This window comes from Flavobacterium niveum (assembly GCF_055231775.1).
In genome coordinates this window covers 64644-82932 of record NZ_JBUYSX010000001.1, presented here as the reverse complement: position 1 = coordinate 82932, position 18289 = coordinate 64644, and the positions used below count along the sequence as shown (strand labels likewise).

Annotated in this window: 21 protein-coding genes and 3 tRNA genes; 15 read left to right on the top strand and 9 right to left on the bottom strand. The window is 44.9% G+C overall.

Translation table 11 applies throughout. From position 1 onward, the window contains the following. Nucleotides 1-225: 225 nt before the first annotated feature. From ACZIX4_RS00360 to ACZIX4_RS00340, 5 genes are all read right to left on the bottom strand, one after another. Nucleotides 226-1365, bottom strand: a complete 1140-nt coding sequence (locus ACZIX4_RS00360; RefSeq protein ID WP_463333629.1) for an acyl-CoA dehydrogenase family protein — start codon at nucleotides 1363-1365, stop codon at nucleotides 226-228. An 18-nt stretch (nucleotides 1366-1383) separates the two neighbouring features. Further along, nucleotides 1384-2319 carry a ComEA family DNA-binding protein gene (locus tag ACZIX4_RS00355; RefSeq protein WP_463333628.1) on the bottom strand — a complete coding sequence of 312 codons (936 nt, stop codon included), beginning with the start codon at nucleotides 2317-2319 and terminating at the stop codon, nucleotides 1384-1386. 24 nt (nucleotides 2320-2343) lie between these two features. Further along, nucleotides 2344-2571: a PspC domain-containing protein gene (locus ACZIX4_RS00350; RefSeq protein WP_463333627.1), complete on the bottom strand. Its 228-nt coding sequence runs from the start codon at nucleotides 2569-2571 to the stop codon at nucleotides 2344-2346. 69 nt (nucleotides 2572-2640) lie between these two features. Next, the gene (locus ACZIX4_RS00345; protein ID WP_463333626.1) at nucleotides 2641-3909 is read right to left on the bottom strand and encodes a DUF2851 family protein; all 1269 of its coding nucleotides are present in this window, start codon (nucleotides 3907-3909) and stop codon (nucleotides 2641-2643) included. 471 nt (nucleotides 3910-4380) lie between these two features. Next, a complete protein-coding gene (locus ACZIX4_RS00340) occupies nucleotides 4381-4764 on the bottom strand; it encodes a hypothetical protein (RefSeq protein ID WP_463333625.1) in 384 nt (127 codons plus the stop codon). A gap of 296 nt (nucleotides 4765-5060) precedes the next feature. Between ACZIX4_RS00340 and ACZIX4_RS00335 the strand changes: the two genes are divergently transcribed. Together ACZIX4_RS00335 and ACZIX4_RS00330 are read left to right on the top strand one after the other, a co-directional pair. After that, the gene (locus tag ACZIX4_RS00335) at nucleotides 5061-5909 is read left to right on the top strand and encodes a transketolase (protein WP_463333624.1); all 849 of its coding nucleotides are present in this window, start codon (nucleotides 5061-5063) and stop codon (nucleotides 5907-5909) included. 103 nt (nucleotides 5910-6012) lie between these two features. Beyond that, nucleotides 6013-6966: a transketolase family protein gene (locus tag ACZIX4_RS00330; protein WP_463333623.1), complete on the top strand. Its 954-nt coding sequence runs from the start codon at nucleotides 6013-6015 to the stop codon at nucleotides 6964-6966. 637 nt (nucleotides 6967-7603) lie between these two features. Here the strand turns inward: ACZIX4_RS00330 and ACZIX4_RS00325 are convergent. After that, nucleotides 7604-8560: an FKBP-type peptidyl-prolyl cis-trans isomerase gene (locus tag ACZIX4_RS00325; RefSeq protein ID WP_463333622.1), complete on the bottom strand. Its 957-nt coding sequence runs from the start codon at nucleotides 8558-8560 to the stop codon at nucleotides 7604-7606. 80 nt (nucleotides 8561-8640) lie between these two features. Between ACZIX4_RS00325 and ACZIX4_RS00320 the strand changes: the two genes are divergently transcribed. From ACZIX4_RS00320 to ACZIX4_RS00310, 3 genes are read left to right on the top strand one after another with little or no spacing between them, the layout of a single operon-like run. Continuing rightward, nucleotides 8641-9048 carry an RNA-binding S4 domain-containing protein gene (locus ACZIX4_RS00320; RefSeq protein WP_463333621.1) on the top strand — a complete coding sequence of 136 codons (408 nt, stop codon included), beginning with the start codon at nucleotides 8641-8643 and terminating at the stop codon, nucleotides 9046-9048. After that, the gene (locus ACZIX4_RS00315) at nucleotides 9041-9625 is read left to right on the top strand and encodes a methyltransferase (protein ID WP_463333620.1); all 585 of its coding nucleotides are present in this window, start codon (nucleotides 9041-9043) and stop codon (nucleotides 9623-9625) included. Before ACZIX4_RS00320 ends, ACZIX4_RS00315 begins: the two co-directional genes overlap by 8 nt. 13 nt (nucleotides 9626-9638) lie before the next feature. Further along, nucleotides 9639-10130 (top strand): phosphoribosyltransferase domain-containing protein, encoded by a 492-nt coding sequence (locus ACZIX4_RS00310; protein ID WP_463333619.1) that lies wholly within the window; start codon nucleotides 9639-9641, stop codon nucleotides 10128-10130. On the opposite strand, the gene ACZIX4_RS00305 is transcribed toward ACZIX4_RS00310, so the two are convergent. Further along, a complete protein-coding gene (locus tag ACZIX4_RS00305) occupies nucleotides 10127-10642 on the bottom strand; it encodes a shikimate kinase (RefSeq protein WP_463333618.1) in 516 nt (171 codons plus the stop codon). The genes ACZIX4_RS00310 and ACZIX4_RS00305 overlap by 4 nt on opposite strands. 143 nt (nucleotides 10643-10785) lie before the next feature. Here ACZIX4_RS00305 and ACZIX4_RS00300 point away from each other — a divergent pair. The 4 genes from ACZIX4_RS00300 (at nucleotide 10786) to ACZIX4_RS00285 (ending at nucleotide 11990) form a co-directional block, all read left to right on the top strand. Further along, a tRNA-Lys gene (locus ACZIX4_RS00300) sits at nucleotides 10786-10858 on the top strand. Between the two features lie 26 nt (nucleotides 10859-10884). After that, nucleotides 10885-10957 (top strand) — tRNA-Lys (locus ACZIX4_RS00295). 53 nt (nucleotides 10958-11010) lie between these two features. After that, nucleotides 11011-11092, top strand: a tRNA-Leu gene (locus tag ACZIX4_RS00290). 319 nt (nucleotides 11093-11411) lie between these two features. Next, on the top strand, nucleotides 11412-11990 hold the full coding sequence (locus ACZIX4_RS00285) for a hypothetical protein (RefSeq protein WP_463333617.1): 579 nt from the start codon (nucleotides 11412-11414) through the stop codon (nucleotides 11988-11990). A gap of 90 nt (nucleotides 11991-12080) precedes the next feature. Here ACZIX4_RS00285 and ACZIX4_RS00280 read toward each other — a convergent pair whose 3' ends face one another. Both ACZIX4_RS00280 and ACZIX4_RS00275 read right to left on the bottom strand, forming a co-directional pair. Next, a complete protein-coding gene (locus tag ACZIX4_RS00280) occupies nucleotides 12081-13001 on the bottom strand; it encodes a helix-turn-helix domain-containing protein (RefSeq protein ID WP_463333616.1) in 921 nt (306 codons plus the stop codon). Between the two features lie 226 nt (nucleotides 13002-13227). Next, on the bottom strand, nucleotides 13228-14070 hold the full coding sequence (locus ACZIX4_RS00275) for an SDR family NAD(P)-dependent oxidoreductase (RefSeq protein ID WP_463333615.1): 843 nt from the start codon (nucleotides 14068-14070) through the stop codon (nucleotides 13228-13230). 335 nt (nucleotides 14071-14405) lie between these two features. On the opposite strand from ACZIX4_RS00275, the gene ACZIX4_RS00270 reads away from it, so the two are divergent. The 6 genes from ACZIX4_RS00270 to ACZIX4_RS00245 all read left to right on the top strand — a co-directional run bounded on the left by ACZIX4_RS00270 (nucleotide 14406) and on the right by ACZIX4_RS00245 (nucleotide 18258). After that, entirely contained in the window at nucleotides 14406-15509 is a 1104-nt protein-coding gene (locus tag ACZIX4_RS00270) for a fatty acid desaturase family protein (protein WP_463333614.1), read from the top strand. Between the two features lie 246 nt (nucleotides 15510-15755). After that, the gene (locus tag ACZIX4_RS00265) at nucleotides 15756-16070 is read left to right on the top strand and encodes an RNA recognition motif domain-containing protein (protein ID WP_463333613.1); all 315 of its coding nucleotides are present in this window, start codon (nucleotides 15756-15758) and stop codon (nucleotides 16068-16070) included. Between the two features lie 219 nt (nucleotides 16071-16289). Continuing rightward, a complete protein-coding gene (locus tag ACZIX4_RS00260) occupies nucleotides 16290-17405 on the top strand; it encodes a DEAD/DEAH box helicase (RefSeq protein WP_463333612.1) in 1116 nt (371 codons plus the stop codon). Nucleotides 17406-17476: 71 nt separating this feature from the next. Continuing rightward, complete coding sequence (locus tag ACZIX4_RS00255) at nucleotides 17477-17677, top strand: hypothetical protein (RefSeq protein ID WP_463333611.1); 201 nt, start codon at nucleotides 17477-17479, stop codon at nucleotides 17675-17677. Nucleotides 17678-17746: 69 nt separating this feature from the next. After that, nucleotides 17747-17998: a hypothetical protein gene (locus ACZIX4_RS00250; RefSeq protein ID WP_463333610.1), complete on the top strand. Its 252-nt coding sequence runs from the start codon at nucleotides 17747-17749 to the stop codon at nucleotides 17996-17998. A 26-nt stretch (nucleotides 17999-18024) separates the two neighbouring features. After that, nucleotides 18025-18258, top strand: a complete 234-nt coding sequence (locus ACZIX4_RS00245) for a hypothetical protein (RefSeq protein WP_463333609.1) — start codon at nucleotides 18025-18027, stop codon at nucleotides 18256-18258. The last annotated feature ends 31 nt before the right edge of the window (nucleotides 18259-18289 follow it).

Sequence of the window (18289 nt, the reverse complement as noted above, 5' to 3'; positions counted from 1 at the left end):
AGGGCACAGCCCGAACTGACGGAGTAATCTCATTATTTCAAAATAAGAGCTACTTTATAAGATTGCTTCGTCGTACCTCCTCGCAATGACTGACGCAAGAGTCCGTAGAGACGTTGCACTGTAACGTCTCTACTCTCCCTTTTGGGGAGGGCTGGTGAGGTACCCAAAAAAAGAGGCCTCCTTACGGAAGCCCCTTCGCATTTTGGTTAAGTATAATAAGTAGTGCTATTTCAGTATATTGCGCGAAATCACCAGCTTCTGGATTTCGGTAGTACCCTCACCTATAGTACACAGCTTGGCATCGCGGTAGTATTTCTCCACCGGAAAATCCTTGGTATAGCCGTAGCCACCATGTATCTGCACCGCCTCGTTGGCAATGCGTACACAGGCCTCGCTGGCATACATCTTGGCCATAGCCCCGGCAGTAGTCACTGGCTCATGGTTGTTTTTAAGGTGTGCCGCTTTGTGCAGCAGTAACTCACTGGCTTCTATCTCTGTAGCCATATCGGCAAGCTTAAAGGCTATCCCCTGGAAGTTACTTATCGGTTGGCCAAACTGGTGGCGCTCCTTGCTGTATTTCAATGCAGCTTCATAAGCGCCTTTGGCAATACCCAGTGATAACGCACCTATAGATATACGGCCGCCGTCCAGTATTTTCATGGCCTGTATAAAGCCCTCGCCTACCTCGCCCAGCCTGTTAGCATCAGGGATGCGGCAATTGTCAAATACCAGTTCGGCAGTTTCGCTGGCACGCATGCCCAGCTTGTTCTCCTTCTTCCCTGAGCTAAAACCCGGTGTGCCTTTTTCAACAACAAAAGCAGTCATGCCACGGCTGTCGCCTTTAGCACCCGTGCGGACAATAACTACCGCTACGTCACCGCTTTTACCATGCGTTATGAAGTTTTTGGCGCCGTTAAGCACCCAGTGGTCACCGTCCTTGATAGCAGTGGTGTTCATCCCCCCGGCATCGCTACCGGTGTTGTGTTCAGTAAGGCCCCAGGCACCTATCCATTCGGCAGTAGCCAGTTTCGGCAGCCAGCGCAGTTTCTGGCTTTCATCACCAAACATTAGTATATGATTAGTACACAAAGAGTTATGCGCCGCTACCGACAACCCAATAGACGGGTCGGCTTTAGAAAGCTCCTCAATAACGGTAATATATTCGTGGTAACCCAGGCCGCTGCCCCCGTATTCTTCGGGTACCAAAACCCCCATATAGCCCATATCGCCAAGCTTCTTAAAAAGCTCAAGCGGAAAGTGCTGGGTTTCGTCCCATTCCATATAATACGGCAGGATGTTAAACGCTGCAAACTCCTTAATAGAGGCAGCAATCATGGCTTGCGTTTCGGTCATTTCAAAAACCATAGAATTATAGCTTAAATTTCAGTATTCCAAATATAAGCTAATTATTTTTGATTTAACAACAAAAATTTCGTTTATTTTTGACAATTCATCAAAATCATCAATTTTACCATCCATACTGCGCTGTGTAATCACGGCACGCGCCACCTCCTTATTAAGGTACGGAAAACGGCTCAGTTGCTGTAACGACGCGGTGTTTACGTTAATCTTGTTCACCTGTGGGTTTGCCCCTACTTTAAAGGATTTCTTAAGCCCGGCAACAGCCTCAGGCGAAAACTCCTTAAAATCGTCCATCTGCTCCATACTTACAAAAGCACCAAGGTCAGCACGGCGGCGCAGTATTTTCTTGGCAAAGGCAGGCCCTATACCATAAACACCAATTAGGTCTTCCTCAAGTGCCGTGTTGATATCCAATTGTTTAGCAACAGGCTGCTTCTTAGCATCAGCATCATAAGGCTTCGGTTTATCATCCTTATAATCAGTAGCTAAAGCACTGCCCTGCTGATTTTTAAAGTTAGCATTATTTTTCTTATTGACCCAATCGGGAAACTTAAAATAAGGTGAAATTACAGCCAGTAAACTATCAGAAACTCCGGTAACGTTCTTAAAATCAGCAGGCGAGTTAACCCACTGGTTTTTAGCGCGGAATGCTTTTAGCTTATCTATCTGTGCGGGGGTCATGCCCAGCGTATAGCCCTTATAATCACTGATAAAATTAGGATTGAACGGATATATTTTATGCGAAGTGCTGTCGGCCTTTGCTTTCAGGGCATCAAGCTTTACCTGTTGGGCAAGCCATTGCTTTTCTTCCTCTGAAACCTTTGATGCAGAAGAAGTTGAGCGCCCAACAAAGAACCACGCCGCCTGTACTATTATAATAAGGAGTACAAGTGCCACAATGCCTTTTCGCTGGCCTGAAGTAAAACGGTAAGGGAGGGTTGGTTTTGGTTGCGTCATTATATCAATCTGTATTACAATGCACTACAAATCAAACACCGAACTGCGCTTGGTATATACCATGTCTTTCAGCCGCAGCCAGAACGCAAGTGTAAGGTATACCCCAAACCACAGGCCCGCCGTTACAAAGGTGATGTAAATAAAGAAAAGGCGTACGTTTGTGGCGCGCATGCCCAGGCGGTCGGCAAGGCGGCTGGCTACCTCAAAGCCGTGTTTTTCAAAGTAATGGCGAATATTGGTTATCAGGGGCATAGCACTCAGTTATAAAGTCGTAAAGTTGAAAGTCATAAAGTCCGTTACGCCAAAGATAAGGAAAAAACCTTAGCTTTTTAAAAGGCTGATTCCCAAGGCACACTGCATGCAGCGGTGGTGGTTGCAGTACTCGTTTTTCAGTTGCAGCAGGGCCTGGCTGTCGTATGCCGAAGGCACGTCAACCTTATAGTGCCTAAACTTATCTATCACCGCATTGCTTTCAGGTTCAAGCTGTTGCATCAGGTTAATCAGTTCCTCGGTATTGTCTTTGGCAAGGCTTTGGGCATAAGCAAACTTAACAGGGACTATCGTATTAATTATCAACAAGTCTACAAATGAAACAGACAGCCCTTTACGCTTGGGGCTGCTTTCTTTATCAAAGCGGTAATGGGTGTGCCAATACGGGCTGACATGTACGGAAAACAGCTCCCTTATTTCACGTAAATCACTACAAACCATTATTTTAGAAAACAGGTTTTGCTCCGCGTAGTACAGTGCAGCAAGCTGTGCCAGGCGTATCGTAGGGAAGTTATCGGGGCGGTGCCTGAAGAACTCCGGCGGCGTACCTATGTAAGGCTGAAGCCGGTACTTGTGCTGTGCGTAGGCATACTGTTGTTGCAGGTTCTTGGGGTACAACTCCTCAAAGTCGCCCATAAGCAGCGAAGCCCTCCCAAACAGCAGTGCTTCAAGGTTTTGCACATCAAACATTTCTTTCCGCACCACACTGAATGGTAATGATTTAGCCAACTCAAAGAACGCTGCACCATTGGTATTCAGCCCGAAATTCTTCGCTAAGAAACAGAACAGCACGGCTTCCCAGTCGCCACCCGTTTCCTTAGCCAATTGCATGACCGGCAACGCCTTACGCTCCAGCCTTTCAAAGAAGAGCCGCTCCTTCCAGTTGCCAAACAGGAAGCTGTCGGCAGCACCAATTTCCCTCTCACAATTAATCCACGTCTTAGCCGAAAGCAATGCTTTGTAACTGTTTATCAAATTGTTATCTACAACCCGCCACAGTTCCAGCACAGGTATCTCGGTGCCGTTTGGGCGTAGTACATCAGTATCATGCTCCCAAACCACGTGCAATATTACATTGTCATAGTTAGGGTCGGTTTCGTGGCGGTGGGCGTACCAGTCCGAGCTTTTCAGGTGAATTTCTACATTGCCCGCCCAGCGCTGGTTTCCTATAACTACCTGTGCGTTAAAGAAATCAGGGCCGCTTTGCTGCAAATACTGGCCTGTATTAAGCACCTGTATAGGTTCGCCGGTTACGGTGGTGAGTGAGGTCTGGCCGAACTTTTTATGCTGCCAGATATAATGTAAGAAATCTTCTCTCATTTTTGGTTTTGTTGGTACAGCCAAGTTAAAAAATTCCTGTTGAATACCGGTAGCTTATTTTGAAGGTTTTTTCTCTCAATAAAAGTTATTAACAGGGTAATAATCCACAATTTGTACAAAAAAGTATAAAATGCTGTGGAATATCTTCCTGTTCAAAAAACCACAATAGTTTAAAAATCAACGAAATAACACAAAACACTTTTTCACAATACCCTTCAAATATTCCACATTTTCCACAGGAAATTTACTGAAGAAATGGGTTCAGTACGCTGCGCGGTTTTTTTGTTTACGGTTCGTGGTTTATAGTTGTTGGTTGTTGGAAGCTTCATTCGCAGGTAAATTTACTGAACGAATGCCTTCAGTACTTTGCGGAGGGATGTGGCGTAACTTTGCAGAAGGATTTTTATCAAACAAAAACAGCCTGCAAAGTAGCAGGCTGCCTGTTTCTGAAAAACTATATTGTATCAGTTACTACTTTTTCTTTTTGCCAATACAGCAATCCTGGTAAGTAGCTGTGCATAGATTGTATGCCTTATTCATGTTGGCCTTGGCAGCAGCTATTTTTTCCTGCATTTCGGCTTTACTGATTTTACCTGCCTTAAACTGGCTTGAGGCTTTTTCAACAGCGTTAGTGTATACAGCATCTATAGCTAAAGCACTCTTATTATATTGCTTTGTACACTCAGGGCAACCCGTAGAATCTGTTGCTATTTTAAGCATTTCAGGTTGGATAATTACTGAACCTTTGGCATTCGGCAGCAGTGTTTCGTCCTGGCTGTTTGAATAAGATATTAAAAATGACACACCTAAAACAAGCAGGAACAAACCCCGGATAGCTTTGGTACTTTTTTTCATAGGATAAAATTTATTGGTTGACTAATAATGATTGGTAAATATATGAAAAAGTGGTTAACTTTTAGTTATTAGCTTTCAGCAGCCGGTTTTCACCCTCCTGACCCTGAAGGGGTCGCGTATACTAACCCAGGGCACCGCCCTGGGTATAAAACTATCTTAACTGACAACCAATCACTTATAAAAGTGTAATAAAAACACTTATAACTAATAGATTTACAGCAGGTTAAAGAAATAAATTTGTTTGCCAAAGCCGAAAATAGGCCTACCTTTGCGCCAGTTTAACTTTACACAAACAAATGGAAACTAACACACAACAACTACACGATTTGGCCGTACAGGTAAGGCGCGACATTCTGCGCATGGTACACGCCGTAAACAGTGGCCACCCGGGCGGTTCGCTGGGCTGTACCGAGTTTATGGTAGCACTGTACCAGGCCGTAATGGAGCGCAAAGAAGGCTGGGATATGGACGGCAAGGATGAGGACATCTTCATACTGAGCAACGGGCATATTTCACCGGTATTTTACAGCGTGCTGGCACGCAGCGGGTACTTCCCGGTAAGCGAGCTGGCTACCTTCCGCCTGCTGAATTCACGCCTTCAGGGTCACCCTACCACACACGAAGGGCTTCCGGGCATACGCATAGCATCGGGTTCGCTGGGCCAGGGCATGAGCGTGGCCATAGGTGCTGCACAAACCAAAAAACTGAACAAAGACAACCACATTGTATACACCCTGCACGGCGACGGCGAACTTCAGGAAGGCCAGAACTGGGAGGCTATTATGTATGCTTCGGCTTACAAGGTAGACAATCTTATAGCTACCATAGATGTAAACGGCAAGCAGATAGACGGCCCTACCGACGAGGTGTTGCCTATGGGAAGCCTGAGTGCCAAGTTTGTAGCTTTCGGTTGGGATGTGGTAGAAATTGCCGCCGGTAACCACCTGGAATCCATCATAGCGGGCTTACTTTCGGCGAAAGCCAAAACCGGGCAGGGCAAGCCTGTAGCCGTATTGCTGCATACTGAAATGGGTAACGGCGTAGACTATATGATGCACACCCACGCATGGCACGGCAAAGCGCCAAACGATGAGCAGCTGGCTAAGGCACTGGAGCAAAACACAATTACATTAGGGGATTATTAATTTATTTAAAGATTGAAAAATTTAATAATTGAAAAATTCAGCGGGGTATAACACGCCCGAATTTTTAAATCTTTTCAATATTTAAATTTTTAAATTAAAAATCATGACAAAATACACCAATACAGGAAGTAAAGATACCCGTTCGGGATTTGGCGCCGGCCTTACCGAACTTGGGCAAACCAATGAAAATGTGGTTGCCCTGTGTGCCGACCTTATCGGCTCGCTGAAAATGGACGATTTTAAAAAGAACCACCCGGAGCGTTTCTTCCAGGTGGGTATAGCCGAGGCCAACATGATAGGTATGGCTGCGGGTATGACCCTTGGCGGCAAGATACCGTTTACGGGTACGTTTGCCAACTTCTCTACCGGAAGGGTTTATGACCAAATCCGCCAGAGTGTTGCATACTCCGACAAGAATGTAAAAATATGTGCCAGCCACGCAGGGCTTACCCTGGGTGAAGACGGCGCTACCCACCAGATACTGGAAGACATTGGCCTTATGAAAATGCTTCCGGGTATGACGGTAATCAATACGTGCGACTTTGCACAGACCAAAGCCGCCACATTAGCCATAGCCGAACACCACGGCCCTGTTTACCTGCGTTTTGGCCGCCCTGTAGTGCCAAACTTTACCGGCGAACTGGAGTTTGTTATCGGCAAGGCTATACTGCTTAACGAAGGTACCGACGTGACTATAGTTGCCACCGGCCACCTGGTTTGGGAAGCGCTGGTTGCTGCCGAGGCACTTGAAGCTAAAGGTATTTCTGCTGAAGTAATAAACATCCACACCATCAAGCCACTGGATGAGGAAGCAATACTGAAATCGGTAGGCAAAACCGGTTGTGTGGTAACTGCCGAAGAACACAACGTACTGGGTGGCCTTGGCGAAAGCGTAGCCCGCGTACTGTCGCTTAACAACCCTGCACCGCAGGAGTTTGTAGCGGTACAGGATACCTTTGGCGAAAGCGGTACCCCTGCACAGCTTATGGACAAATACGGCCTGAACAGCGATGCTATTATCGCCGCTGCCGAAAAAGCCATTTCAAGAAAAAAATAATAGTTTAGTTTTTTTGATAGTTAAGAAGATCCCGGAGGCATAAGCTTCGGGATTTTTTTGTTTGAGGGTAATGTGGTGATTTGGTTATGGGATTATTCGTGGATTTGTGTATTCGTCAATTTGTTGCCGCTACCGAGGCCTGTCATGGCGAGGAACGAAGCCATCCCACAACTTTGTACCTGATAGCGCGGATTTGTAATCCGTGTTTAAAACATACAAACTTATATAATGTCACGGATTGCAAATCCGCGACATCGGTACCGGACGGCTTTACGAAGAATTTGCAACACAGAGAAACACGGAGATTTCACAGAGAAACACAGAGTAATTATTAACCAAAGTTTTGTCATTACTCTTTAAAGCAAGCGAACTATTCCTGCGGAATATTAAGGATTCATAGCAACATTAAGAGATTGCCGCGCTGCGCTCGCAAGGACGGTGCGTGAAAAACGCTATGAATACAGCACCACAAATCAGTCCCGTCATGGCGAGGAACGAAGCCATCTCATAAAGTAACTTCCTAATAAGACTTTTCTACCTCACTATGCCTGCACATAAAAATCATGTGATAGCTACCGCCAATATACAAAAAACTCCTGCGGTGGGCAGGAGTTTTTCGTTATAAGATAGTATAGTATTAAGGGTTCGGGTACTGCCTGCAGTTAGCATCCAGGTACAGCCTGGTACGCAGGGGGTCGGTAGTATTACCGCCGCAGCTTGGGGCGTTATCAAAATTATAATAAACACCCGGAGATACATACAGTTCCCCAAGAGTAGAAGTACCATCGCCATCGTCATCGGTATCCAGGTAGTCCGGCACTTTGTCGTTGTCGGTATCTACATAGCCTATATCTTCAGTTGAATCCATACCATATTCGTAGCGGTTTTCTATACCGTCTCCATCAGCATCCGTGTAATCTACAGCATATAGCTTAAAGCTGAACACAAGGCTGTCATAAGACCCTACAAGCCCGCTTGATGAGTTATAATACGCAAGGCCCGACGGGATGAACATAACACCCGCACCGTAGTTTTCAAAATGCGCAGGGTCTATACTGCCCGGCTCATCTACATACGTACCCCCACGGAAAAGTGGCAGTATCTCCCTCCAGCCTGCTACATATACATCGCTGTACAGGTTAAGCGGCGCCTGCGGAAACGGGTCGTAGTCAAACATGGTATCATCAAGCAGGTTACCCCTGTATGATACCAGTACGCCATCGGCACGTGTAGGCCTGTCGCCCACACCTTCATTCAGCTTAAGGTAATAAATACGGTAAGTAACAATGTTTTTAGATTCGCTGTTACCCACAAGTGCAGTAGGTGTAAAATCTACATATTGCAGCGGGTATTGTTGCTGGTCCCATATAGATGTTTGGGCAGCAGGGTTGTCTATGCTGTCCAGCACTATGTTAAACTCGGCATCTACACTCTTTATGTAGTGGTTTTTAAGGTATTTTTCTATACTGTCTTTTTCAGCGGTATATTGCTCGGTGTAGTCGCGCGGCGGCACTGTTTTGTCGTCGTCTTTGTTGCACGACGCCATAAAGCCTATAACAGCAACAAGGGCAATTGCCTGTAAAAATCTCTTCATATTAATTTTTTTTCAAGGGTGCAAGATACGATTTTCCCGTATTTTTGTGTTGGTAATAACACCGATTTTTAAGAATTAGTATGAGGATTGATAAATATTTGTGGTGCGTGCGCTACTACAAAACCCGCAGCATAGCCACACAGGCCATACAAAAAGGCCATGTTACGGTAAACGGGCAGCAGGCAAAGGCATCGCGCGATGTGTTTCCGGGCGATAAGGTAACCGTGCGCCGCGACCAGATAAACTATGTACTGAGCGTGCTGGACATACCTGCAAACCGCGTAGGCCCCAAGCTGGTAGACATGTACCGTAAAGACGAAACCCCTGCCGAAGCATTTGCCCATTTGGAACTGCTAAAGCTAAGCAAGGAACACTACCGTGCCAAAGGTACGGGCCGCCCTACCAAAAAAGACCGCCGCGAACTGGACGGCTATACCGATGACGATAACGAATGGCCGGATGCCGACGAACTTTTAGCCGATGACTAAGCTGGATAAAAACTACTGGGAAAACCGCTACCAAAGCGATGATGCCCCATGGGATGCCAAAAGCATAACCACACCCATAAAAGATTTGGCCGACAGCCTGACCGATAAACAGGTGCAAATATTAGTGCCGGGCGCAGGCAACGGGCATGAGTTTGAATACCTCATCAGTAACGGGTTTACCAATGCCTATATGCTGGACATAGCCGAAAGCCCGCTTAAAAATGCCGCAGCCCGACTGCCGCAGGTAGATGCTTCACATTTTATATTGGGGGATTTTTTTGTGCAAGAGGGGCAATACGATGTTATTATAGAGCAGACGTTCTTTTGTGCGCTGGATCCGGCGTTGCGAAGTGAATATGTTACCAAAATGCACAGCCTGCTGAAACCGGGCGGCATACTGGCGGGGCTGCTGTTTAACTTCCCGCTTACCGAAGAAGGCCCTCCCTTTGGCGGAAGCGCAGGTGAGTACAAAGCGCTGTTTGGCAACCTGTTCCATATAAAAACACTGGAACCTGCCCAAAATTCGATAAAACCGCGACAGGACAGGGAACTGTTTTTTATCTTTGAAAAAAAATAACTGCAACAACACCATGAACGTTATCCTGAACAACAAGGAAATAGAATACAAAACCAGGCGTATGGCCTACCAGATATACGAAACCTTTGTAGACGAAACCGAGGTGGTTATAGCCGGTATAGCCAGCAACGGCTATGTTTTTGCGCAAATGATAGCCGCAGAGCTTACAAAGATATCCGATATTAAAACCACACTGTGCGAGGTAACCATAAACAAGCAGCAGCCGCTGGAACCGGTAAAAACATCGCTTACCCCGGCAGAGTATACCAATAAGGCACTGGTGCTGGTAGACGATGTGCTGAACAGCGGTACCACGCTTATTTATGGTGTAAAGCATTTTCTTGATGTGCCGCTTAAAAAGTTTAAAACGGCGGTGCTGGTAGACCGTAACCACAAACAATACCCCGTAAAAGCCGATTTTAAAGGGCTGTCGCTGTCTACCTCCATGATGGAGCACATTATAGTAGAGCTTACCGGTACCGAGCCTTATGCGGCACTGCGCTAAAGCAGGCTCATAATTTCGTCGGCTACCTGTGCGGGCGTTTTCCCATCTGTTTTTACTACATGGCGGGCGTGGTTATAAAAATAACTGCGCTCAAAAAGGTGCTGCCCTATAAACGATTCCAGCTCCTCCCCTTCCTTTCCTGCCAATAGCGGACGGGTGTTGCCCTGCGCCTTAGTACGGCGTATTACTTCGGCTATACCGGTTTTCAGGTAAATAGATATTACATCATCGCGCTGCAGCAGCAAATGGTTGTTTGCATAACAGGGTGTACCCCCTCCTAAAGCGAGTACAAAATCGGCCTCGCTGTCTAAAAGTTGGGTCAGCGTTTCATGCTCCAGGCGGCGGAATTGTATTTCGCCCTGCTCCTTAAAGATGTCCGGCACGCTTTTTTGGGTGTTTTTTTCAATCACCTCGTCCAGGTCCAGGCAGTCTATTTCGGCTGCTTTGGCCAGTAAACGGGCAGTTGTGGTCTTTCCGGAGCCCATATATCCACACAAAATTATCTTTTTCATATTAATAAGCCTTTACTAAACAGGCGGTTGAAGAAATTAGTCAAAAAAAACTCAAATTTATAATAAAATCGTTTTGATAAATAAATAATACCTCCGTATATTTGCACCCGCATTCAGGAAGTGATATACACTTTGATTTATTGGACTCGGTAGCTCAGCTGGTAGAGCACATCACTTTTAATGATGGGGTCCTGGGTTCGAATCCCAGCCGGGTCACAAGAAGACACTTACTGAAATGCACCGACTCGGTAGCTCAGCTGGTAGAGCACATCACTTTTAATGATGGGGTCCTGGGTTCGAATCCCAGCCGGGTCACTAAAAAGTTAAGCATAACCGCTTAACTTTTTTTGTTTATATTTACTGCTACCGGCCATGTGGAGAAATTGGTAGACTCGCCATCTTGAGGGGGTGGTGCCGCAAGGCGTATGGGTTCGAATCCCATTGTGGTCACGAATAAAAAGCCTCAACCACTCTCTTATCCAGGTGGTTGAGGCTTTTTTAGTTTATTTATTTCCCACTAATTTTATTATTATTGACTTATAAGTATAACCTACAAGATGGCTAGTTCCTTCAAGGGTAGATTCGTGTACATCTTTTCTATTTATCGGAGGCCGAAAATTTAATTACCACTAATATCACACAATCAAATCAACTGGCTATATGCATGTTATGTATTTTTTTTAGTAAATTTATTTTTTTCAAAACACTTTTTCTAAAATGACTGGTTCAGTTAACAACTTATTTTCAGGAATACTCAAAAAAAGTAAATATGGCATCTGAAAACACGAAATCTGGATTTAAGCAAGCAATAATTATTGCAATAATCTCAATAATAGGTTCAATTATTGTAGCAATTATTGCCAAATGGCCAACATCAACACCAGTTGTTAATCCTAATCCGATAAATCCGAGCGTGAAAAGTTTGTCCATCTGTGAAAAATATATTTTAGCAATTAATTCGATTTCGACAAAATTCGAAGAGTTTAAGGGGGAAAAGACTAGAGATGATGAAATTTATATAGAATACATGAGTAGATATTCATTCGACAAATATCCAACCTATGTGGTTTATGATAAAGAAGATTTTACTACAGAACTTGAAATTCAATATTATAAGGGCATTGACTCAATTAAGGCCGTAAATGCATTTGTTAAATGTAAAAATACAATTGAAGCTTGTTTAAATATAAAATATAAGGTAATGCCTAAACTACCAAGTCGACACACTAATAATTATAACGTCGACAATGAGTACTATTATGGTGAAAATTTTGAAATTTTTGTAAACTTTTCAAAGTTCCGAGACACTTTGAATGTTACTACTATTATATCAAATAACACCATGTAGAAACTAATTCCCCGCTGGCGCAAGCATCTTGCTTGTGCTATTAAAGGTACGGGCAAGATGCCCGCACCAGCGTAAAGAAAATATCCTCTCTCAATTAAAACTCCGCCTGAACTCCACCGGAGATACACTCGTTTTAGTCTTAAATAGTTTGCTGAACGACTGCGGGTGCTCAAAGCCCAGGCTGTAGGCAATTTCAGAAACCGAAAGGCTAGTGACTGATAGCTGCTCCTTAGCTTTTTCTATAAGCTTGTTGTGTATGTGCTGCTGGGCGTTTTGCCCGGTATGGGAGCGCAGCATATCGCTAAGGTAGCTGGGCGAAATATGCAGCCTGTCTGCCAGGTACTGCACTGTAGGTATACCGCTGTTAAGCGATTGTTCATTGCCAAAATACCCATCCAGTATTTCTTCAAGGTTTTGCAGCAGGTCGTTGCTCACCGCCTTACGCGTTATGAACTGGCGGCGGTAAAAACGGTTGGCATAATTCAGCAGCAGCTCTATCTGTGAGATGATAACATCCTGGCTAAAATCGTCCAGGCGGCCGGTGAGTTCCTGCTCTATGATTTCGAAAATGGAGATAATAACCGCCTTTTCGCGGTCCGACAGGTGCAGCGCCTCATTAGCCGAATAAGAGAAAAAGCCATATTGCTTTATCTTCTTTGCCAAAGGATACGATAACAAAAAGTCGGGATGGATAAGCAATGTATACTGCGAGCACACACCACCGTGATGTTCGTCGTTGCCTATAACCTGCCCCGGTGCGGCAAAAAGCAGGCCGCCCTCATCAAAATCATAGTAATGCTGCCCATATTTTATGCGCCCGCTAAGGCGCGGCTTGTACGATATTTTATAAAAATGCAACACGTGGCTTTGCGGCATGCCACGTTCCACCACATTGTTGCTCTCGGCACCCAGTATGGTTATCAGCGGGTGGTTAGGCTCCGGCAGGCCAAAAGCACGTGCCGCTTCGGTAAGCGATGTAAAGTTGTGCGGTGTGTTTTCTTCCTTTTTCATTTGTCAAAATTTAAGCGGAAAATTTTATATAAAGGTAACCGATAATCAGCAGACTACCGGTTACCTTGATGTAATTGATGTGTGTGGGTTTGTCATTGCGAGCGGAGGAACGGAGCGCGGCAATCTCATAAAGCATGTTTTCAACGATGAGATTGCTTCGTTCCTCGCAATGACAGAACCTGAAGAAAGGAATCCAATCCTCCCTCAATGTAATTGGTTTACTATATTACCCCTGTGCAGCTACAGCCACAGCTTCCCAGGCTTCCCACTCAGCCATGCGTTTTGCATATTCGCCGCGTACCCAGGCCAGGTTATGGCTACCCAGTGACAGGCGTAGTGGCGGATTCTCGTCATCTACGGCGGCAAATATTCCGTTAGGGGTAGCATCGGGGTTGCCGCGCTCCAGGTTTTGCAGCTGCTGGAAGAAGTTGTTTTTAAAGTCGTTGTAAATATCCATGCCCGGGGCAAACTTAAGCGACTCCTGGCTGCCAAACTCGGTAGCATACGCGCCCGGCTCTATAATGGTAACCTTAATATTGAAGTCCTTCACCTCCAGGGCAAGGCTTTCGTGTATGGCCTCAAACGCCCATTTAGACGATGCATAGTAGCCAATAACCGGCAGGGTTACATGCCCAAGGTTGCTGCTTGTGCCCAGTATGTGGCCGTAGCCCTGCTGGCGCAGCAATGGCAAAGCCGCCTGTATTACTGCAAGTGTGCCAAAAATATTGGTATCGTACATGGCCTTAACGTCTTCGGCGCCGGCTTCTTCTATGGTACCCACCAGCGAGTAGCCGGCATTGTTCAGCACTACATCCAGCCTGCCGAAATGGGCATGGGCTTTTTCTACGGCTTCTTTGGCCTGTGCGGTATTGGTAACGTCGAGTTCCAGGGTAAGTACGTTGTCGCCAAACTGCTCGTTAAGCACCGCTATGCTTTCCAGCTTGCGTGCGGTAGCCGCTACCTTGTCGCCACGCTTTAGCGCAGCTTCTGCCCATACACGGCCAAAACCACGTGATGCACCTGTTATAAACCAAACCTTTGTACCGTCTGTTGTTTTTTGATCTGACATAATGTATATGTTTTAATTTGATAATACAAAGTTCGGTAGGCAGTGCATGGTACACGTAGCCTAAACGGGTGGGTACGTAGCCGAATTGAGGGAAGTGTTGTTTAAGGTTATCGCCTAAAGAACAAGACGCGCGTACACTTTTTATATTTTTTACTGCACGAGATTTAAATTTATCCGATGGATAATAAAATTCCCCAATCTTCGTTATCTTTACATACTTCAACAAAGGAATATTTCCGAAAAAATTATTGGAACCCCAATAATATAGAATGCCCTCTCACCGTCCTGTCTAACTGATTGCATAGTGAATTTAAAGTTGACGCTATGTAGTTATCATGACTAAACGTTTAAAATTCCCTCCCAGGTCTGCTTTCTTTACAGTCCTAAGGCAAAGGGTGGATGCGCATTTTGCCGAAACAGGCAGGCACAAACACGCCAATGCCGCCATGTGGATTAAAACTTCTATATTCCTTGCTGGCTTCTTTGGCTGCTATGCGCTTATCATTTCGGGCATACTTCCGGCTTTTGCTATGCTTGGCCTTGCCATACTGCTGGGCATGTTCAGTGCATTTGTAGGGTTCAACATCTGCCATGATGCAATACACGGCTCGTTTTCGGCTAACAAACATGTTAACAAAGCTCTTGGCATGGTATTTAACCTGCTTGGTGCCAGCCCATATATTTGGGATATTTCCCATAACGGCGTACACCATACCTTTACCAATATACCCGGGCATGACGAAGACCTTGTTATTGCACCGGGATTAATACGCATTGAAGAAGACGACCCTAAAAGAAAGATACAGCGCTACCAGCATTGGTATGCCTTCCCGCTTTATGGGCTGGCAAGCCTGTCGTGGGTTTTCCGTAAAGATTTCATGAAGATATTCCAGAAGAAAATCGGGCAGGTTGCGGTAAAGCATCCGGCTAAAGAGTATTTTAACCTGTTTGCCTCAAAGGGGCTGTATTATTTCCTGTTCATTGTACTGCCGTTACTGGTTTTAAACATTACCTGGTGGCAGTTCATCATAGGCTTTGTTGCCATGCACCTGGCGCAGGGGCTTACCATGGGGCTTGTTTTCCAGTTGGCCCACGTTGTAGAGGAAACTGATTTCCCCAATGCAAATCCCACAGGCACTATGGAAGAGGCATGGGCAGAACACCAGATGCGTACCACAGCTAATTTTTCTTCTGATTGCCGTATTGCCGCATTCTTCCTCGGGGGGCTTAACAGGCAGATAGAGCATCATTTATTCCCAAAAGTTTGCCATATACATTATGCCGAGATAGGGAAAATTGTAAAACAGACCGCACAGGAATATGGCTTACCCTATATTGAAAGCCCTACCTTTTTTTCGGCAATGCGGTCACATTACCGGGTGCTTAAAAAGTTTGCCGCAGAGGTAAAAACGGCACGTGCTAACTACCAGTCTGCCTGATATAAAAAGGTGTAGTCGCAGCTACATTATCATCTAATTTATTGATTTTCAATTTTTAAATTTGAAAGTTTTTAAAGGAAACACGCATTACTGAATATATTATGCCTACCTTTGTGCCATATTGGTTCTCTGCCAATGCTCACTCTGATAAGCAAATTTGTTCATATCGTAAAAAATTTGTCCTCACTTACTCTTCAGTTTAGGCGTTTCAGTTGCCTTAATTTTTAATTTAAACAAATTTACATTATGAACATTTATGTAGCAAACCTGGGGTATGGCACCTCAGAAGGACAAGTGCGCGATGCTTTCAGCGCTTACGGAGAAGTAACTTCAGTAAAACTAATAGTTGACCAGATGAGTGGACGCCCTAAAGGCTTTGGCTTTGTGGAAATGCCAAACACTGCTGAAGCTGAAAAAGCGATTGAAGAGCTTAACAATTCAAAACTGGACAGCCAGATTATAGTAGTTAATGAAGCGCGCCCTAAACCGGCTAATTCAGGCTACGGTTCTAACCGCGGCGGTGGTAGCGGCTATTCAAGGTCTAACGACAGAAGATTTTAAAAGACGGCCCTCACCGTTTGGCTAAGAATGGTTAAACGCCATTCTTAGTTTTTTTACCCAATGAATTTTTTATCTTATAAAGTGCCTATCTGTTTATAAAATTCATCAGGTATAGATTACTATTCTTAATGGTAATCCCCACAGGAACATTCACCTGTCCCGCTCATAGTGCATAGCTATGATTTTATAAACATTAAAGCCGTTACGGCACACTTTATCATGACATTTGAAAATTTAAATATTTCAGCCCCCATACTTAAAGCATTGGGGCAACAAAATTATACCACACCAACCCCTATACAACAACAGGCCATACCTGTTATCCTTTCCGGCAAAGACCTTATAGGCTGTGCCCAGACAGGAACGGGCAAAACCGCGGCCTTTGCAATCCCTATTTTACAGCAACTGGCCGGCAGGCCTGCAAAGCAGCGCAAGGCCATCAGGACATTAATACTAACGCCCACCCGTGAGCTTGCCATACAGATAAGTGAGAATTTTACATCTTACGGGCAGCACCTTACATTAAGGCACACTGCAATATTTGGCGGCGTGTCACAATTCCACCAGGTAAAGGCATTGCGAAACGGTATAGATATACTGATAGCAACACCCGGCAGGCTGCTGGACTTATTGCAGCAACAATACATAGACCTTTCGCATCTTGAGATATTTGTGCTTGATGAAGCCGACCGTATGCTGGACATGGGTTTTGTACGCGATGTAAAAAAGATCATTACAAAATTGCCCCTACAAAGGCAGACCCTGTTTTTCTCGGCTACCATGCCCACAGCCATACAACAACTGGCCGACAGCCTTTTGCAAAATCCTGAATACGTAAGCGTAGCCCCGGTATCTTCAGCTGCCAAAACGGTAAGCCAGAGTGTATATTTTGTAGATAAAAAAGACAAGGAAAAACTACTGTCGCGTATACTAAGCGATACAGGCATTTCACGTTCGCTGGTATTTACCCGTACCAAGCATGGCGCCGACCAGCTTGTAAAACTCCTTGCCAAAGAGGGCATATTTGCTGCGGCCATACACGGCAACAAATCTCAGAATGCAAGGCAACGGGCGTTACAAGGCTTTAAGGTAAACCAGCTCCGCGTACTTGTGGCTACCGACATTGCAGCACGCGGCATTGACATAGACGAACTGCCGCACGTAATTAACTATGACCTGCCCGAAGTGCCGGAAACCTATGTACACCGCATAGGCCGTACAGGCCGCGGGGGCAATACCGGCACTGCAATATCGTTTTGCGGGGCAGAAGAAAAAGCAGATTTAAAAAGTATAGAAAAACTGATTGGCTTTAAGCTGCCGGTTTCAACACTTTAATCCTGTTAGTGCCGGCATATCAATTTGCCACACGGACAACTAACGGCTTTGTAGAATTTAATTTTCAGAATATGGGAGATTCCTTTTTTAAGAAAGAAAACAATAAGAAAAAGACTTTAATAAAGAAACAAAAGGCACAGAAGCGGGAAGACAGGAAAACGAATAACAACAAGGGCAAAGGCTTTGACAGCATGATTGTGTATGTTGATGAAAACGGCCACTTTACATCTACCCCGCCCGAAACAAAAATGCCCGAAACAAAAAGACCGTAAATACCGGCCCCGTATAGGTACCAATACCCCCGGGCTTTTATAGTTTTTGCAATATATACCCGATTTAGTATGAGCCTTAGTAATTATAAAAATACGATTGGGCATCCAATCGCAGTGAGCCACAGGCTGACACTTCCAAACGGGAAGAGTGAGATAGAGTACATACAGGGGGAACTTAAAGATGTTTCAGAACATACTATTGTTATAGAACAGTATTTTACGTTTGAAAAATACCTCAACAAAGTGGAAACGCTGTCTGTATTACGGACGTTAAAATACAAGCAGTTTACGCTGTTGTCTAAGCTAAAAGCCTCCAAATAAAGTATAATAATCTAACATTTAAAACAATGGCAGATTTAAAAACGAAAATAACCTTCCTGAATGCCGGTACGGCATTCGGTACAGAAGAACTTTACCGGCTTATAGGCAACCGGGAAAACACAGACTTATTCTTTAAAAAGGATAAAACACTGTGGCTGGAAGGCCTGGAATACAAGGTAAAAAATATACAAATCAGGGTTTTAGAAACGCCTGAAAATGGTTTTAACTGCGAAATACTTATTGAAGTAGCCACTATCTGATATATCTTTTCCGGAACACTGCTTCTATTTT

Excerpts from the sequence above, each read along its gene's own strand:
- ACZIX4_RS00355 (WP_463333628.1), bottom strand. The coding sequence starts at position 2,319 with ATGACGCAACCAAAACCAACCCTCCCTTACCGTTTTACTTCAGGCCAG.
- ACZIX4_RS00330 (WP_463333623.1), top strand. The coding sequence starts at position 6,013 with ATGACAAAATACACCAATACAGGAAGTAAAGATACCCGTTCGGGATTT.
- ACZIX4_RS00265 (WP_463333613.1), top strand. The coding sequence starts at position 15,756 with ATGAACATTTATGTAGCAAACCTGGGGTATGGCACCTCAGAAGGACAA.
- ACZIX4_RS00340 (WP_463333625.1), bottom strand. The coding sequence starts at position 4,764 with ATGAAAAAAAGTACCAAAGCTATCCGGGGTTTGTTCCTGCTTGTTTTA.
- ACZIX4_RS00315 (WP_463333620.1), top strand. The coding sequence starts at position 9,041 with ATGACTAAGCTGGATAAAAACTACTGGGAAAACCGCTACCAAAGCGAT.
- ACZIX4_RS00320 (WP_463333621.1), top strand. The coding sequence starts at position 8,641 with ATGAGGATTGATAAATATTTGTGGTGCGTGCGCTACTACAAAACCCGC.
- ACZIX4_RS00280 (WP_463333616.1), bottom strand. The coding sequence starts at position 13,001 with ATGAAAAAGGAAGAAAACACACCGCACAACTTTACATCGCTTACCGAA.
- ACZIX4_RS00345 (WP_463333626.1), bottom strand. The coding sequence starts at position 3,909 with ATGAGAGAAGATTTCTTACATTATATCTGGCAGCATAAAAAGTTCGGC.
- ACZIX4_RS00360 (WP_463333629.1), bottom strand. The coding sequence starts at position 1,365 with ATGGTTTTTGAAATGACCGAAACGCAAGCCATGATTGCTGCCTCTATT.
- ACZIX4_RS00270 (WP_463333614.1), top strand. The coding sequence starts at position 14,406 with ATGACTAAACGTTTAAAATTCCCTCCCAGGTCTGCTTTCTTTACAGTC.
- ACZIX4_RS00250 (WP_463333610.1), top strand. The coding sequence starts at position 17,747 with ATGAGCCTTAGTAATTATAAAAATACGATTGGGCATCCAATCGCAGTG.
- ACZIX4_RS00310 (WP_463333619.1), top strand. The coding sequence starts at position 9,639 with ATGAACGTTATCCTGAACAACAAGGAAATAGAATACAAAACCAGGCGT.
- ACZIX4_RS00260 (WP_463333612.1), top strand. The coding sequence starts at position 16,290 with ATGACATTTGAAAATTTAAATATTTCAGCCCCCATACTTAAAGCATTG.
- ACZIX4_RS00275 (WP_463333615.1), bottom strand. The coding sequence starts at position 14,070 with ATGTCAGATCAAAAAACAACAGACGGTACAAAGGTTTGGTTTATAACA.
- ACZIX4_RS00325 (WP_463333622.1), bottom strand. The coding sequence starts at position 8,560 with ATGAAGAGATTTTTACAGGCAATTGCCCTTGTTGCTGTTATAGGCTTT.
- ACZIX4_RS00285 (WP_463333617.1), top strand. The coding sequence starts at position 11,412 with ATGGCATCTGAAAACACGAAATCTGGATTTAAGCAAGCAATAATTATT.
- ACZIX4_RS00305 (WP_463333618.1), bottom strand. The coding sequence starts at position 10,642 with ATGAAAAAGATAATTTTGTGTGGATATATGGGCTCCGGAAAGACCACA.
- ACZIX4_RS00335 (WP_463333624.1), top strand. The coding sequence starts at position 5,061 with ATGGAAACTAACACACAACAACTACACGATTTGGCCGTACAGGTAAGG.
- ACZIX4_RS00350 (WP_463333627.1), bottom strand. The coding sequence starts at position 2,571 with ATGCCCCTGATAACCAATATTCGCCATTACTTTGAAAAACACGGCTTT.
- ACZIX4_RS00255 (WP_463333611.1), top strand. The coding sequence starts at position 17,477 with ATGGGAGATTCCTTTTTTAAGAAAGAAAACAATAAGAAAAAGACTTTA.
- ACZIX4_RS00245 (WP_463333609.1), top strand. The coding sequence starts at position 18,025 with ATGGCAGATTTAAAAACGAAAATAACCTTCCTGAATGCCGGTACGGCA.